The organism is Paraburkholderia sp., from assembly GCF_004298475.1.
Lineage (GTDB): Bacteria > Pseudomonadota > Gammaproteobacteria > Burkholderiales > Burkholderiaceae > Paraburkholderia > Paraburkholderia denitrificans.
Window position 1 is genome coordinate 25,347 of the sequence record NZ_SCRP01000007.1, and the last position, 15,651, is coordinate 40,997.

Here is a 15,651-nt window from a genome sequence, read left to right on the forward strand (position 1 = left end):
CAGATATCGGTACTCATGCCACGTAAGCGCGATTACGACGACGTCCATCACTGTGAGCAGCAACAGCCATACGGAATCGGTGCACGTGTATCGGTAGAGCGGGTAGCCAATGTGGAAGACAAGAGTACAGCAAGTAAGCTTAAGAGCGGATTAAGGCAACGATAGCGGCATTATCTGGCGAATGACCGAACTTTCGGCGAGGCGCAGCGTGAACGCTCCGCATGGAGAAGCGAAGCGGTTGATTAAGCAAACGGCCTATTGCGTCACTTCTGGTCCACTGTCCAGACGTATACCCCCGTACCCTATCTGAAGTAATATAGCCCCCTACCGTATTCAGGGGGAAAGCCGTGAGCCATACGATTCGCGAAAAACAGAAGCTGCTCAACCGGGTTCGCCGCATCAAGGGGCAGGTTGAAGCGATTGAGCGCGCACTTGAGGAAGAGCGCGGCTGCATGGATGTACTCCAACTCATCACCAGTAGCCGCGGCGCGATGAACGGCCTGCTTGCCGTGGTTCTCGAAGACCACATCCGAACGCATCTCGTCGACGCGGAACCGGACGACGAGCACGGCAGCAGCACCGAGCAGTTGATTGAGGTAGTCCACAGCTACTTCAAGTAAGAGGGAACCATGAGCAACTTCGAAAATTCCGCTTTCGGAGCGGGACACGACCATATTTTTCTTGGCTCAGCGCATGAAGACAACGAGCGCAGGACCTGGATGGTGATTGCGCTGTGCAGCGCAATGATGGTGACTGAGATCGTCGGCGGCAGTCTTTTTGGCTCGCTGGCGCTCGTCGCCGATGGTCTGCACATGTCGACACATGCCGGCGCGATGCTGATTGCCGCTTTGGCGTATACCTACGCGCGCAGGCATGCGACCGACAATCGCTTCGTGTTCGGCACCGGCAAGCTGGGCGACCTCGCGGGCTTCACCAGCGCCATCGTTCTCGCCATGATCGCGCTGCTGATCGGATACGAAGCCGTCTCTCGCTTTCTCTCACCCGTACCGATCCACTTCGGTCAGGCGATTCCCATCGCGGTACTTGGACTGCTGGTCAATCTTGCGAGCGTCTGGCTGCTGAGCGGCAACCACCATGGCCACAGTCACGGTCATGGGCACAGCCACGGTCACGGTCATGATCATGGCCATGAAGACGAACACGATCACGAAGACGAAGGGCATCGCATCTTCGGCAGCGCGGGCGTGTTTGCCTTGTCGGTCTTCGAAGACGGTGTACCACCCGTCTTCCGCATTACGCCCGAACGGGCTTCCTCGAAGCTGAACGCCGATGCTGTTTCAGTTACGACGATTCGCCCCGACGGCACTCGACAGACCTTCTCGTTTGCCGATCACGGTGGCTATCTGGAGTCGAAGGATGACATTCCCGAGCCGCATGCATTCAGGGCCATTGTCCGGCTGCCTGATGGTGAGCATCAGATTGAGTTCGAGGAGCACGAGCATGATCATGACGATGCACAGACGGCTGCAAACCGTGACCACAACATCCGCTCGGCCTACATTCACGTCATTGCCGATGCGGCGGTTTCCGTGCTGGCGATCATCGGGCTGCTGCTGGCGCAGGCCTTCGGCTGGATCTGGATGGACCCGCTTGCGGGCGTAATCGGCGCCCTGGTGATTGCAAACTGGTCGTGGGGCTTGATGCGCGATACGGGCGGCATTCTGCTCGACATGAACCTGGACCGTCGTATGGCCGACAACCTTCGCCGTGCGATCGAGGACAATGGAGACAACGTGCTCGACCTGCACGTGTGGCGCGTCGGTCCCGGGCACATGAGTGTCGTGGTCTCAGTCGCCACACGAGAAGCGCAGCGTAGCCCAGGCTTCTATCACGCGGCGCTCAGCCGATTCAAGGGGCTGTCGCATGTGACAGTCGAAGTGAATCCGGTGCGTGCCGCCGCCTGAGCGATGGCGGTTCATCGAAGGATGACGCGAGCATTGTGCCGGGCACACGATATTCGGATCAACGCTAAAAGGAGTGTGACGTGAGTTGTGAGTGTTCCCGCGTTTCGTCCCATACGGCGGCAGAGCGGAAGGCAATCAAGACCGCGCTGGTTCTGAATCTGGCGATGTTCGTGATCGGTATGCTGGCAGGATGGCATGCGCAATCGACGGGGATTTTGTCGGACGCGCTGGACATGTTGACCGATGCGGCTGCCTATGCCCTGGCGCTGATGGCATTCACGCGCGGGATGGCGTTCAAAAGGAACGCAGCCAGATGGACCGGCGGCATCCTGGTGCTGCTGGGGGCGGGGATCATCGCCGAGGTGATCCGGCGCTGGTATTCCGGCAGTGAGCCCATCGGAATGGTGATGCTGGCCTATTCGGTTGTATCGTTCGCGGTCAATCTCTACGTCCTGATGCAACTGGCAAAGTACCGGCGCGGCGAGGTTCATATGCGCGCAAGTTATATCTGCACGCGAGCCGATGTCCTGGCCAACATCGCGGTGTTTGTATCGGGCGGCATTGTGCTGGCGACAGGCTTTCGCGCCGTTGATCTGCTGGTAGGGTTCGTTATCGGGCTATACGTGCTGAAAGAGGCGGTCGAGATCCTGCGAGAGGCAAACGAGGCGGGCGCTACGATCTGAACGCCGCTCTTGACGCCTCAGCGTAACGGCTCGGTGATCGGTACGTTGTGCGCCGCAGGCAATCCAGCCCACACGGCGCTGAATAAACGCTTCGAGAACGAACGTGCATCTCTCATCGGTCGGCTGCGCGCAACCGCGACGCGCGACCACCCCAACGCATCACTCAGCCTCACCCGCTTTTCGCGGTTCATAGAACAGCGCAAACAATTCGGACTGTGAGCCGATCCCGAGTTTTGCGTAGATGTGTTTTCTGTGTGCGCGCACTGTCTCGAATGAAATAGACAATTTCTCCGCCATCGCGCGCGACGAGAATCCGCTCAACGACAGCATGGCCACTTCGATTTCGCGCGTCGTCAACGCGCCGCGTCCGCTCTTGTCCGTCAACATGCCAAAGCGCGCTTGCGGGTCTGGCCCCACGCTTTCGGTGGCGCGCGGCTCTTGCGGCGCTGCTTTCACGGCGAATTTTTCGAAGCGCAAGCGCTGCTGCATCAACGCCCGCACCCAGGGCGAGTACAGCGTGAGCGATGCGATTTCGCGCTCGTCGTACCGGCTCGTTTTGCCGAGCGAAAAACCCATTGTGTGATCTCGATCAATCACGACGTTGAAATGCACTTCGTCGCCGACGATATTTTTCCTGAAGTACCGTTCGTAGTATTCGGTCATCCGGAAGTTGTCCGGTGCGACATCGGCGAGCGTGTAGAAACCCGACTCCTGCACTTCGAATGCGGTGAGATAGAACGGATCGAGCTGATAGAGCGCAGCCAGATAGTCCTGGAACATCAGATCGATCTTGCCGTCGGGCATCGGCTGCTCGGCGAGTACGAGCGGCGCGGCATCGCGAGCGAAACAGAGCGCAACCCAGCTGTCGAATTCGATATGTCTTTCGAGCACGCGCGTGAGGCGCGCCCAGAAGTGCGGGCCATCGAGGGCATCGATGACCGAACCGATCTCCCGATGAAACGCGAGATCTCGCCACTCCAGGTCCATCATGTCCTCCGGTGAGGGTAACCCTCGTGGGTAATTGCGGGAAAAAATAATACCGCGATAATCCGCATCATTACGAGGCAGCGGCGCAATCTGTTTTGCGCGACGAAGAGTCGTACGAGCGTGCGAACGCAAACGACATGCTGCCGAAAGGTGTTTGGAAGGAGACGTTTTCATGCAGGTAGAACTGGCGCAACTCGCGCTCATCGACGGCAACGTCGCGCACAACACGCGCAAGGTGATCGAGGCGATCGAACGCGTCGATGCGACGGGCGGCACGAAACTGGTCGTGTTCCCCGAAACGACGTTGTCGGGCTTCCCGACGCGCGAAAACGTCGCCGATATTGCACAGACGCTCGACGGCCCCGCGTTGTCCTCGGTGCGCGACGCGGCACGGAAAAAAGGTGTCGCCGTTGCAGTGGGCCTCGCGGAACGCGACGGCAACGCGTTCTACAACACCTCCGTGCTCATCGACGAAAGCGGCGCCATTGCGCTGCGCTATCGCAAGACGCATCTGTGGGCGTCGGACGTCGGCGTGTTCACGCCAGGTGACCGCTTCGTGACCGGCCGGTGGAACGATCTCACGGTAGGTCTCCTGATTTGCTACGACATCGAATTTCCTGAAACGGCGCGCGCGGTCGGCGCGCTCGACGCCGATCTGCTGATCGTCACGAACGGCAACATGGATCCGTTCGGTCCGGTGCATCGCCGTGCGATTGCGGCGCGCGCGATGGAAAACCAGATGTTCGCGCTGATGGTGAACCGTTGCGGTTCCGGCGACGACAACCTCACGTTCGCGGGCCTTTCCGCAGTCGTCGATCCGTTTGGCGAGACTCTCGTCGAACTCGGTCGCGACGAGACGGTCGCGAAGGCGAAGATCGATCTCACGCGTATCGAAGCCAGCCTCGAACATTACAACTATCTGCACGACGCACGCGTGCCGCTCGGTCTCGTGCCTGTCGAACAAGCGGACGGGAATCGCGCGTTGTTGATCGAAGCGACTCGACGTCGCGTCACGTAAGCCCTCTTAGCCGTTCTTCCGCGACATCGCGCAAGGCCATGTGCCCTGCGCGTGCCTGCTTACTTTCATTAAATGCCGGCTGTACGACAAAAAGGCATTCGTATCGGCCTTCCAAAAGGTCAAGGAGACATCATGCAAGCGTCGTCCTCTTCTGAACCGTCTCGTCTCAAGCGCACGCTCGGCCTGCCGTCCGTGCTGCTTTTCGGTCTCGCCTACATGGCGCCGCTGATCGTCTACGGCACCTACGGCGTGCTCGCCAAGGCCAGCGGCGACACGGCCGCTCTCGCCTATCTGCTCGCACTGATCGGGATCGGATTCACCGCGCTCAGCTACGGCAAACTCGCGCGGCTCTTTCCTGTCGCCGGTTCCGCTTACACGTACACGCGCAAGACGTTCAACCCGCATCTCGGCTTCATGATCGGCTGGGCGACGCTGCTCGATTATTTCTTCCTGCCGATGGTGATCTGGCTGATCGGCGCGGCGTATCTCAACGCGGCGTTCCCGACCGTGCCGACCTGGATCTGGATCGTTGCGTTCATCGTGCTGACGAGCGGTTTGAATATCGTCGGCATCGAACTGGCCGCGCGCTTCAATATCGTTCTGATGATCGTGCAGCTGGCGATCACCGCCATGTTCGTCGTGCTGTGCTGGCATTACGCGTCGGCGGCGGCTGGCCCTGGCGGCATTGCGATGGCCGAGCCGTTCTTCAAGCCACACGTGCCGTTCGGCGCGACGATGGCGGGCGCTGCAATTGCCGCCTATTCCTATCTCGGCTTCGACGCGGTTTCCACGCTTACCGAAGAAACCATCGATCCGACCAAAAACATGCCGCGCGCGATTCTGTTGATCGCGCTGATCGGCGGTGCGATCTTCGTGATTGCAGCGTACACGATGCAGCTTGCGCACCCGGGCGTCGAATTCAAGGACACGGATTCGGCCGCGTTTGAAGTGGCGAAGATGATCGGCGGCGATGTATTCGTGACCGTGTTCCTCGCGGGCCTGATCCTCGCGCAGTTTGCGTCGGGCATCTCGGCGCAGGCGAGCGTCGGCCGGCTGCTCTACGCGATGGGCCGCGACGAGATTCTGCCCAAGCGCGTGTTCGGCTTCATTCATCCGCGCTTTAAAACGCCCGCGTTAAACATCGCACTCGCAGGCATCGTCGGATTGATCGCGCTGAAACTCGATGTCGCCACCTCGACCTCGTTCATCAACTTCGGCGCGTTCCTCGCCTTTACGGCTGTCAATCTGTGCGTGGTTCGCGTGTACCTGTCCGGTAATCACGGCGAGCGCAGGATCGGCCTGATCGGCGGCATGATTTTCCCGCTGATCGGCGCGGTCGCCGATATCTGGCTGCTCGCGAGTCTCGAGAAGACTGCGCTCGTGCTCGGCGCCGTGTGGTTCGTGCTCGGGCTGGCGTATCTGTGCTGGATCACGCGCCTGTTCCGCCAGGCGCCGCCTGAAGTGGCAATCTGATCCGAGATCCCGAATCGCTTCAGCGGATCTCGCGATGTGAGCGCGCCGGGTGCACGTGATATGTGCACCCGGCGCGCGTGCTTCATGCCCAGTCCCTAATGCCCGGCCTCTAACGCGTCGGCGCATTCACGCGCCGCAAGTAGTCGGCGAGCCTGCGTCCGCTCATGTCGGGAAACGGTTCGAGCACTTCGACGCCGGTCATGCGCGCGATGTCGATATCGGCGGTTGTCACCAGGAAATAAAGTGTGGAGTGCGAAATGAGGCGGGCGGAAGCTGCTGTGCTCTTTACGGCCTTATGTACGCTGCGGCGCGCATCCTTCGGGGATGCGCGCCGCCGTTGAATCGGGCGCTAATCAGGCGCTAATCAGGAATTTTGGCCCGGGTTCGCGTTGTCCTGCGCGGGACGCTGGCGCACGCTGCCCGCGATCAGATCGAAGCGGAACAGGCGGCATTCGAGCGCGCCGTTGTAGAGCGGCGTCTTCGCCGATTCGCGCAGGCGCAGCTGGCCCGGCAGCTTGCGGTCCGAGGTGAGCACGAACGCGCGCCAGCCGGTGAAGCGCTGCTTGAGCGCGTCGCCGAGCGCCTGGAAGAATTCGGCGTCGGGTGCGTCGGCGTCGGTCTGGGCGCGGCGAAAGCCTTCTTCGGCGTCGTCGCGGTCGCGCGATGTCGGCCGTGCTTCGCCGCGCGCGTTGCGCCCGCGCACTTCAATGCGCTCGCCATACGGCGGATTCGCGACGAGGATGCCCGGCGCGTCTTCGGGCGGCGTCATGTTGCGCGCGTCGAGCTGCTTGAGCGGCACGTTGCCGAAGCCCGCGCGCGCGAAGTTGGCGCGCGCCTTTTCCAGCATCACGTCCGAAATGTCGCTGCCGTAGATGTGCAGACCGGACGTGCGGCTTTGCGCGGTGTTGCGCGCCGTGTTCGCCTCGCTCTTCAGATAACGCCAGGCGGCCGTGTCGGTTTGCTTGAGGCGCTCGAAGCCGAAGCTGCGCGAGAGCCCCGGCGCGATGTCGAGCGCGACCTGCGCCGCCTCGGCGAGGAACGTGCCGCTGCCGCACATCGGGTCGTAGAGCGGCGTGCCGGGCGTCCAGCCCGTGAGACGCAGGATGCCGGCGGCGAGGTTCTCGCGCAGCGGCGCCGCGCCCTTGTCGAGACGCCAGCCACGCTTGAAGAGCGGCTCGCCCGACGTGTCGAGATAGAGCGTGCAGTCGCTGGCGGTGAGGAACGCGAACACGCGCACGTCGGGATACGCGGTGTCGATGCTCGGACGCGCACCGGCTTTCGAGCGCATGCGGTCGCAGATCGCGTCCTTCACGCGCAGCGTGGCGAATTCGAGGCTGCGCAGCGGCGATTTGATCGCGGTGATGTCGACGCGCAGCGTTTCGTTCGGCGTGAACCACTGCTCCCAGCGCTGCTCGGCGGCGAGCGCGTAGATGTCCTGTTCGCTCCGATACGGACGGTGGGCGATCTTCAGGAGCACGCGGCTCGCGATGCGCGAGTGCAGATTCGCGGCCATGCCGCCGGCCCAGTTGCCGCGGAAGTGCACGCCGCCGGGCACATCGGCGCCGACCTCGAGCGCACCGGGCGGCAAGCGCCGTTGCGCGGTTTCGGCCAGTTCGGCGGCGAGCGCGGTTTCGAGGCCGCGCGGGCAGGGAGCAAAGAATTCGAAGGACATGAAGAAAGACGGGACGCTGCGGGGAAGGCGCTATTGTACGCGGGTTGCGGCGGCGGGCCGCTCAGGTGTCGGGCGGCGCGGACGGACCGCTTGCCGCCCTTCCACGCGGTGCTCCGCTGCCGTGCCGGAGTCGCCAGTTCAGTGCCGTCCCGCCTTCGCGCCGTCCCGGCTCCTGCGCATCGGCCAGAAGAGGTCGATCGGGCGGCGCACCACGCGCCGCTGCAGCGCGCGCATGAGCGGCCGCACGTCCTTGTGCCGCAGGCCGCGCGAGCGCAGCGCCATCTGCATCGCGAGCCCGAAGCTCACCGTCACGTTGAGCACCGCCATGCTGGCGACGCCCGCAGCGGCCCACCAGAGTTCGGCGGTTTCGAGCGTCGCAGCGCCGAGCACGCCCATCGCGACGCCGATCGCGCCCGCCGAAAGCGTCACGTGGCGCACCTCGAACTGGAACGCGAACGCGGACACGATGGCCGGAACCAGCCCGAGCAGCATCCCGAGCACGACGTTGCCCCAGACACCTCCGGCGTTGGCGCGGCAGAAGCGGGCGAAGCGCGCCGCGCCCGAGGTGCCGAGCGTGAGACGCAGACGCCGGTTCCACGCGAGCGCGTCCTCGACGCGATGCAGCACGAACCAGTTGTCCGCCCACCCGGCGAATACGCTCGATGCCCACAGCAGCACGCCGGTCAGCGCGGCGTAGAGCGGCGTCGGGCCTGCGAGCGAGAACGACTGCAGCGTACTGTGCGCTTTCTCGGGCGAGATCAGGCTCGCGTCGAAAAGCCAGCCGAAGACGAGCTGGATCGCGAGGCAGGCCGGAAACACCAGTAGGACGTTGCCGAGCACCGCCGCCGCCTGGGTGCGGATCAGCGCCACCGCCGACGAAACGAAGCGCGCGCGCCCGGGCGCCTTGCCGGTGCCGTCGAGTTCGCGCGCGAGCGTCGGCGCGGTCATCGCGGGCTGCTTGGTCGCGAGCGAGAAGTGGCAAAAGTGGATCGCGAGAAAGCTGAGCGCGTAGTTGAGGCCCGCGAACACCCCTTCGACGATTGACGGCAGGTGCGCGCCCGTGATGCCGAACTTCACGTACACCGTCACCGCCGTGACGAGCCCGCCGCCCGCGGCCATGCGCAGCATGGTCAGATACTCGGCGCGGTTGCGGGCGATGTAGTGTTCGCCGGTGTCGGCGCTCAGTTCGACGACCTTGCGCGAGAGCAGCGCGAAGTTGCTGCGCAACAGGTGCGCGACGCTCTGGCTGGCCTGGTTCGCGCTCACCAGATCGGCGACGAGGCGCGCCTGAAGGCGCACGTCATGTGACGCCATCCATGCGTCGAGCAACTGCTCGGCGCGCTGCACCCGCATGCGCATGCGGTCGACCTGGAACACCGTGTCGACGCGCACGCCGTGACGGTAGAGGTGGGCGAACACATCGTTGGTGGCCGCGCGGCAGCTATCGAGCAGGACGCGCAGCCAACGCACTTCCTGGAGCAGCCGCTCCGGTTCGCCCGCGTCGCGGGCGTTCTCCACGGCGAGCATCGCGCGGTTCAGGCGGTAGAACGGCAGGCGTTCGACATCCGCCGGGGCGTCGTCGTCCAGCAGGCGGCTGCGGACCGTCGATGAAAGGCCCGTCGAGCTGATCTGGCTCGTGAGGTTGTGAAGCGCCGTCAACAGATCGACCGGGAAGTCGCTGTGCCGCCGCCCGCGCGGCATGGTTGCGGCCGCATCGGGTTCGTCTTCTGCAAGGCCGGTGGCGGCTGTGGCAGGCAGGGGCGCGTGCGCTTCCTCCGGTTCGACGATCAACGCGTGCAGCCGGGTCAGCAGATCGAGCGGCAGCGTCGCAATCCAGTCGGGATCGTTTTCGTTCGGAAACATCAGCGTGAAGAGCGCCGCGAGGTCGCGCCGGCTCGGCGCGGGCGGGATCAACTGCGCCTGGATGCGCTCGACAAGCGCGCCGGTCAGGCCCGAATGCACGGGCATGCCTGCGTCGCAGAGCAGCGAAATGCTGTCGCTCTCGCGCAGCAGCTTGCGGATGATCGCGCCGACGTTCGCCCGCCACGCGGGATTGCGTTCGAGCACGTGCAGCAGGTAGCGCACGCGCGCGTGTTCGGGCGGTGCGGCGCGCGGTTCGTCGTCGGACGCCGTGCGCGCGAGGTCCGTCGCGTCGAGCGTGCCGCGCCGGTGAATCCAGTGCATCAGCTCGATCAGACAGTCGCTGCGTTCGGCGTAAGGGGCGTCGGCATCGGCGGCGGCGAGCAGCGCGTCGAGTTGCTGCACGGTGCCGCGCGATGCGCGCCACTTCTTCCAGAGAGATTTGAACGAATGAATCATGGGGCGTAACGTGCCTGCGTTGCGCCTCGGGTGGAGGCAGGTGGCGCCTGCCGCACGGTCTATGCCGTGCAGCACGCGTGGTGGGATTAGCCGGGCGTCGTGCCCGGCGCGGCGGAAGAGGTGGATGATCCGGCTGCGGCAGCGGGCGCCGTGGCCGGGCAGGGGATGAGGGCGGCGGGCTGCGCGCGGCTGGTGTGCTTTGCGCCGCCAGGCGCCGATTTCGATTGCGTCTGCGCTTGTGTCTGCGCTTGTGTCTGAGTCTGGGCCGCGAGCGCGCGCACGCCGCTCGCAATCGCCGTCGAGAGCGCCGCGACTGCGCGCCGATGCCCGGTGACGAGCGCGTCATAGCCGTCGCCGACCGGTTCGTTGAGCACGCTGCGGCAGGTCATGACCGTCTGCGTCGTGAGCGAGCGCACGCTCCATACGGCATCGACGAGCGCATGCGAGCCGGGCCACGATTCGAAGCGCTGCACGTTGACGCTCACGCGGTAGACCGGCACGCCTTCGGGATGCGGCGAGCCGTAGACGTCAATGCTGTGGAGCTGCTGCGTGAGGTCGCCCGACAGCGCGCGGCGGATCTCGTCGCCCGGCATCGACGCCCAGCGCCGCTGTTCGAGCACGAGGACCCGGGTCGCGTCGGTCTGCACGACGAACTGCGGTTTCGCGACTTGCGGCGGCACGTTGACCGGCGCGAGTTCGATCAGCCACGCGGGGTTGCCCGCGGTGACCGACGTTGCCGCCGGTGCGGCGTCGTCGCTCGGACTCAGCGTGTAGAAGTGGCTCGGCGGCGAGGCGCAACCGGCCAGCAATGCAGTTGCCGCCGCAGCGGCCAGCGCCGCCGCGCGGGCGGCGTGCGTGGCGATTGCGGCGACTGTGGCGACTTTGGTGACTGTGGCGATTCCGGCGCGGCGGCCGGTCCTGCCGGCGTGCCGTGGAGGGAGCCGGTCGAACGTCATGGCTGGTCTCCTGATTTGCCGCGCAGCAGCGATTCGGGATGGCGCTCCAGATAGTCCGAGAGCGAGTTGAGCGACTGCAGCGTGCGCGTCAGTTCCTGCATGGCCTGATGCACGTCGGACTGCAGCGGCGAATCCTGCTGCAGCGTCGCCTGGGCCGCGCTGAAGGTCTTCTGCGCTTCGCCCAATGTGCCGCGCAACTGCGGCAGCAGTTCGGTGTTCACCTGGGCGAAGAGCTGGTTGGCGCTCTTGAGCGAATCGTTCAGGTTCGCCCCGATCTGGTCGAACGGGATCTTGTCGAGCTTCTTCACGATGTCGGCCACCTGGAGCTGCAGTTCTTCGAGCGAGTTCGGAATGGTCGGCAGTTCGAGCGGGTCGTGATCGAGATCGGTGTGCGACGGCGGGGCCTTCGGGAAGATGTCGAGCGCGACGTAGAGCTGGCCGGTGAGCAGGTTGCCGGTGCGCAACTGCCCGCGCAGTCCGCGTGCGACGAGGCGCTTCATCAGTTCGTGGGCCTGCGGCGTATGCGGCGGCGGCGGCTGGCCGCGGCCGCGACGCGACAGACGCAGCGGATACAGATCCATCGCGACCGGCATCGTGAAGTTGTGCTCCTTCGCGTCGTATTCGATGCCGATGTCGGTGACCTGGCCGAGCACGATGCCGCGGAAGTCTACCGGCGCGCCGACCGCGAGCCCGCGCAGCGACTGGTTGAAGTACATGACGACGTGCAGCGGTGCGCCGTCGGGCTCGCGCATCGCCTCGACTTCGTCGGAGGCGAGCGTGAACACCGAACTGTCGGGCGCCTCCGGTCCCGCCGTTTGACCCGGCGGCGCCTGGAATGCGAGGCCGCCCACCACGACGGTCGCGAGCGACTGCGTGTTCACCTTGATACCGTTCGAATCGAGTTGCACGTTCACGCCGCTGGCGTGCCACCAGCGCGTGTTGGTGCCGACGTACTGGTCGTAGGGCGCGCTCACGAACACGTGCACCGTGACGCCGGTGCCGTCCCTGTCGAGCGAGTAGCCCGTCACCTGGCCCACCTGGATGCGCCGGTAGAAAATCGGCGTGCCGATGTCGAGCGAGCCGAGCGTTTCGCTGTGCAGCGTGTAGCGGTGGCCTTTCTGATCGATCGTGACGGCGGGCGGCGCGTCGAGCCCGGTGAAGTCCGTGGCGGATTCGGTCGAGCGGCCCGCGTCGGCGCCGATGTAGGAGCCCGAAAGCAGCGTCGAGAGCCCCGACACGCCGCTCGCGCCGATGCGCGCGCGCACGACCCAGAAGCGGCTGTCCTTCACGGCGAACGCTTCGGCGTCCTTGGTCAGCTCGACGGTGACGAGCACGTGCGAGAGGTTCGGCGAGAGCTTGATCGCGCGCACCGAGCCGATCTCGACGTCCTTGTACTTCACCTTGGTCTTGCCGGGTTCGAGGCCTTCGGCATTCGCGAAGCTGATCGTGATGGTCGGACCGCGCATGGCCACCGCCTTCACCACGAGCGCCACGCCGATCAGCGCCGCGACGAGCGGCACGATCCAGACGAGCGAGGGCAGCCAGCGCTTCGGTCGGACGATTTCCGGCTCGGGCAGATCGGGCGGGAGCGGGCCGCCCCCGCTGGGTGGGGGCGGTCCTTTCGGGTCACTCATGAGGATGATCCTGTGTAGATGGCTCGGGTGTCTGCGTGCCTGTGTGTCTGTCTTCGTCGACGGGGTCCCAGATCAGGCGCGGATCGAACTGCATCGACGCCATCATGGTCAGGACCACCACCGAGCCGAACGCAATCGCGCCCGGACGCGCCGTGATCACGGCCAGCGACTGAAACCGCACGAGCGCGACGGTCAGCGTCACGACGAAGACGTCGAGCATCGACCAGCGGCCGATGAACTCCACGAGCCGGAAGAGCTTCGCGCGCTCGACGGGCCGCCACTTCGAGCGGCGTCCGGCGGTGAGCGAGAGGAGCACGAGCACCGAGAGCTTGAGCATCGGCACGAGAATGCTCGCGATGAACACGATGATCGCGAGCGGCCATGAGCCCGAGGTCCAGAAGTAGACGACGCCGCTCATGATCGTGTCGTCTTCCTCGCCGACGAGCGTGGCCGTGTGCATGACCGGCAGCAGGTTGGCGGGAATGTACAGCACCGCGGCGGCGATGAGGAGCGCCCACGTGCGCGTGAGGCTGTCCGGGTGGCGTTCGTGGAGCGTTGCGCCGCAGCGCGCGCAGGGTGACGGGGCGACGCCGCGCGGGCGTGGCTGGACGCGCCCGCAGGAGCGGCACGAAACGAGACCAGCAACGGAAGCGGTCAGGTATTTCATGGGTCGCCTCAGTGCGGGGACGCGCCCGTCGGGTTCGGACCGGGGTGCGGCGGCTTTGGTGCGGCGGGGCCGTGGATCTCGGGCGCGGCAGCGCGCTTTGCCTGCTCACGCGCGCGCAGGGTGTCGGCGATATCCCAGAGCGTGCGCGCGTCGAACGTGACGACCACGGTGAACATCAGCGTGAGCGCGCCGAATGCGAACAGCGACGTTTCCGGAATCACGCGCGCGAGGCTCACCATCTTTACGATCGTGATCAGCACGCCGAGCATGAACACTTCGAGCATGCCCCAGGGCCGCACGAATTCGATGGCGCGCAGCACGCGGTTAAAGCCCGGCGGCACGACGCCGCGCCGCACGGGCAGCAGCACGTAGAGCAGGGCGACGAGTTCGGTGAGCGGAAAGAGGATTGTGGCGCAGAACACCATCAGCGCGACGATCTGCATGTCCTCGCTCCACAGCACGAGGAGCGCGCCGAAGAGACTCGAGTCCGTCGTGATGCCGTTGGCGTCGAGTTCGATGATAGGAAACGATTGGGCGATGATGAACGTGACGAGCGCGGCGAGCGTCATCGCGCAGATGCGGTCGAGCTGCGCGGAGCCGCTGCTATAGAGGGTCGCACCGCAGCGGGAGCAGCGCGCGGTCTGCCGGCCGAGCAGATGCGGCTTGCGATAGAGCGCGTCGCAGTCGTGACACGCGATCAGGTGTTCGTAGGCCATGCTCGCAGATGACGCAAATCGACGTGAACGGGACGAACGGCGCGGGTGCGCGCGAAACAGGTTCGGGGTTCGCCGCAGCTTCGTGCAATGTTACCAAACGCGGGCTGCGGCGTGCCGTGGCGCTCTCCGCCCGCGCACCGCCTGCAGGACGTGCTGCCGGGCGCTGCTGGAGCAGCACGACGGGCCAGGAGTGTGCCACGTTTAGGCGTTCGATGCTGGTGAGCCGCGCACGAGGTCCGCAACTTGCGAATGCGTGGAATGGTGCAGCCTGCTGTCGCGTTAAATGACAATAACCGATCAACAAGCTGGCTGGAACGGCTCACGATCCCTATGTCGCACGATTTGGCCTCGTCCGAAGACTACACCCGCACCGCGATTGCGCTGCACTGGGTCATGGCGCTCCTCATGGCGGGGGCGTTCGCGCTCGGCTGGGTGATGACCGGCATTCCCGGGATCACGCCCAACAAACTCCGTTACTACGCGTGGCACAAGTGGATCGGCGTCACCCTGTTCGGCCTTGCCGTGCTGCGCGTGGCCTGGCTCGCGGCGCACCGCGCCCCCGCGCTGCCGCCTGGCATGTCGCGCTGGCAGCGCGCGGCGGCGCAAGGGGCACACGTATTGCTGTATCTCCTGATGTTTGCCGTGCCGATTACCGGCTACCTTTTCAGTTGCGCGGCCAACGTACCCGTCGTCTATCTCGGGCTCGTGCGCCTGCCGATGCTGATCGGTCCCGACCCGGTGCTGAAGCCGATCCTGCGCCTCGTGCACGTCGCGCTGAACTACACGCTCGCCGCGCTCGTGGCGGTGCATGTGGCGGCGGCGCTCAAGCATCATTGGGTGGACCGCGACGGTTTGCTTGCGCGGATGATTCCTGTGCTCAGACGAGGGCGATCATGAATGCGAGCTTCGGATGGACGAGACACCGTCCTGCGGCCGTGCTGGCGCTCGCGGCGGGCTGGGCTGCGGCGCTTGCGTGGGTGGGCGATGCGCAGGCGCAGATCGATGCGGCGAAGAGTACGTTAGTCGCTGTCTCGCGGCAGATGAACGTGCCGGTGGAAGGTCGCTTCACGAAGTTCGACGCGCAGATCGCCTTCGATCCCGCGAAGCCGCAAGCGGGCACGGCGCGCATCACGGTGGATACCGGCAGCTACGATCTCGGCGACGCGAGCTACAACGATTCCATTCGCGGTCCTGAATGGTTCGATGCGAAGACCTGGCCGCAGGCCACGTTCGTTTCGACTTCGGTTGCGCCGACCGGGCCAAACCAGTTTCGCGTGAACGGCAATCTCACGATCAAGGGGCACGCCGAGGCCGTGGCCGTGCCGATTGTGCTTACGCAGCAAGGCACGACGCAGATGTTCGACGGCACGCTGCCCATCCATCGGCTCGCATTCAACGTCGGCACTGGCGAGTGGAAAGACACGTCCACCGTCGCCGACGAAGTGGTGATCAAGTTTCACATCGTCGTCGCGCACAAATAGCGCGACGACTTCGGCGCGGATCTCGGCAAGCCGCAGGGCTTCAGGATGGCGACCCGGCTGCATGTCCGGACCGAAGGCATCAGGCCGTAGCGCAAATGAAGTAGCGCAAACAAACTAGCG

General features: G+C 64.8%; 14 protein-coding genes and 1 pseudogene. 7 read left to right on the forward strand and 8 right to left on the reverse strand.

What is annotated here, in order from left to right; genetic code table 11:
- Positions 1-347: 347 nt before the first annotated feature.
- The 3 genes from EPN59_RS03780 to EPN59_RS03790 all read left to right on the forward strand — a co-directional run bounded on the left by EPN59_RS03780 (position 348) and on the right by EPN59_RS03790 (position 2,608).
- Complete coding sequence (locus EPN59_RS03780; protein ID WP_293033184.1) at positions 348-620, forward strand: metal/formaldehyde-sensitive transcriptional repressor; 273 nt, start codon at positions 348-350, stop codon at positions 618-620.
- 9 nt (positions 621-629) lie between these two features.
- Positions 630-1,925: a CDF family Co(II)/Ni(II) efflux transporter DmeF gene (dmeF, locus tag EPN59_RS03785; protein ID WP_293033186.1), complete on the forward strand. Its 1,296-nt coding sequence runs from the start codon at positions 630-632 to the stop codon at positions 1,923-1,925.
- A gap of 80 nt (positions 1,926-2,005) precedes the next feature.
- Positions 2,006-2,608: a cation transporter gene (locus EPN59_RS03790; protein WP_293033188.1), complete on the forward strand. Its 603-nt coding sequence runs from the start codon at positions 2,006-2,008 to the stop codon at positions 2,606-2,608.
- Between the two features lie 159 nt (positions 2,609-2,767).
- On the opposite strand, the gene EPN59_RS03795 is transcribed toward EPN59_RS03790, so the two are convergent.
- Positions 2,768-3,595, reverse strand: a complete 828-nt coding sequence (locus EPN59_RS03795; RefSeq protein WP_293033229.1) for a helix-turn-helix transcriptional regulator — start codon at positions 3,593-3,595, stop codon at positions 2,768-2,770.
- A gap of 172 nt (positions 3,596-3,767) precedes the next feature.
- On the opposite strand from EPN59_RS03795, the gene EPN59_RS03800 reads away from it, so the two are divergent.
- Together EPN59_RS03800 and EPN59_RS03805 are read left to right on the forward strand one after the other, a co-directional pair.
- On the forward strand, positions 3,768-4,613 hold the full coding sequence (locus EPN59_RS03800) for a carbon-nitrogen hydrolase family protein (protein ID WP_293033190.1): 846 nt from the start codon (positions 3,768-3,770) through the stop codon (positions 4,611-4,613).
- A gap of 132 nt (positions 4,614-4,745) precedes the next feature.
- Entirely contained in the window at positions 4,746-6,086 is a 1,341-nt protein-coding gene (locus EPN59_RS03805) for an APC family permease (RefSeq protein ID WP_293033192.1), read from the forward strand.
- Between the two features lie 109 nt (positions 6,087-6,195).
- Here the strand turns inward: EPN59_RS03805 and EPN59_RS03810 are convergent.
- The 7 genes and pseudogenes from EPN59_RS03810 to EPN59_RS03840 all read right to left on the reverse strand — a co-directional run.
- A pseudogene (locus tag EPN59_RS03810) lies at positions 6,196-6,300 on the reverse strand (DNA-binding transcriptional regulator); the annotation flags it as partial.
- Between the two features lie 150 nt (positions 6,301-6,450).
- Entirely contained in the window at positions 6,451-7,758 is a 1,308-nt protein-coding gene (locus tag EPN59_RS03815; RefSeq protein ID WP_293033194.1) for a class I SAM-dependent RNA methyltransferase, read from the reverse strand.
- 138 nt (positions 7,759-7,896) lie between these two features.
- Positions 7,897-10,077 carry a site-specific recombinase gene (locus tag EPN59_RS03820; RefSeq protein ID WP_293033196.1) on the reverse strand — a complete coding sequence of 727 codons (2,181 nt, stop codon included), beginning with the start codon at positions 10,075-10,077 and terminating at the stop codon, positions 7,897-7,899.
- Positions 10,078-10,163: 86 nt separating this feature from the next.
- Complete coding sequence (locus EPN59_RS03825; RefSeq protein ID WP_293033198.1) at positions 10,164-11,033, reverse strand: PqiC family protein; 870 nt, start codon at positions 11,031-11,033, stop codon at positions 10,164-10,166.
- The gene (locus EPN59_RS03830) at positions 11,030-12,667 is read right to left on the reverse strand and encodes an MlaD family protein (RefSeq protein WP_293033200.1); all 1,638 of its coding nucleotides are present in this window, start codon (positions 12,665-12,667) and stop codon (positions 11,030-11,032) included. Before EPN59_RS03830 ends, EPN59_RS03825 begins: the two co-directional genes overlap by 4 nt.
- Positions 12,660-13,334 carry a paraquat-inducible protein A gene (locus EPN59_RS03835; RefSeq protein WP_293033202.1) on the reverse strand — a complete coding sequence of 225 codons (675 nt, stop codon included), beginning with the start codon at positions 13,332-13,334 and terminating at the stop codon, positions 12,660-12,662. Before EPN59_RS03835 ends, EPN59_RS03830 begins: the two co-directional genes overlap by 8 nt.
- Before the next feature lie 8 nt (positions 13,335-13,342).
- The gene (locus EPN59_RS03840) at positions 13,343-14,050 is read right to left on the reverse strand and encodes a paraquat-inducible protein A (RefSeq protein WP_293033204.1); all 708 of its coding nucleotides are present in this window, start codon (positions 14,048-14,050) and stop codon (positions 13,343-13,345) included.
- Positions 14,051-14,380: 330 nt separating this feature from the next.
- Here EPN59_RS03840 and EPN59_RS03845 point away from each other — a divergent pair, with 330 nt between their 5' ends.
- Positions 14,381-14,947, forward strand: a complete 567-nt coding sequence (locus EPN59_RS03845; RefSeq protein ID WP_293033206.1) for a cytochrome b — start codon at positions 14,381-14,383, stop codon at positions 14,945-14,947.
- Positions 14,944-15,531, forward strand: coding sequence for a YceI family protein (locus EPN59_RS03850; protein ID WP_293033208.1), 588 nt, complete (start codon positions 14,944-14,946; stop codon positions 15,529-15,531). The genes EPN59_RS03845 and EPN59_RS03850 overlap by 4 nt, the downstream gene beginning before the upstream one ends.
- Positions 15,532-15,651 lie beyond the last annotated feature (120 nt).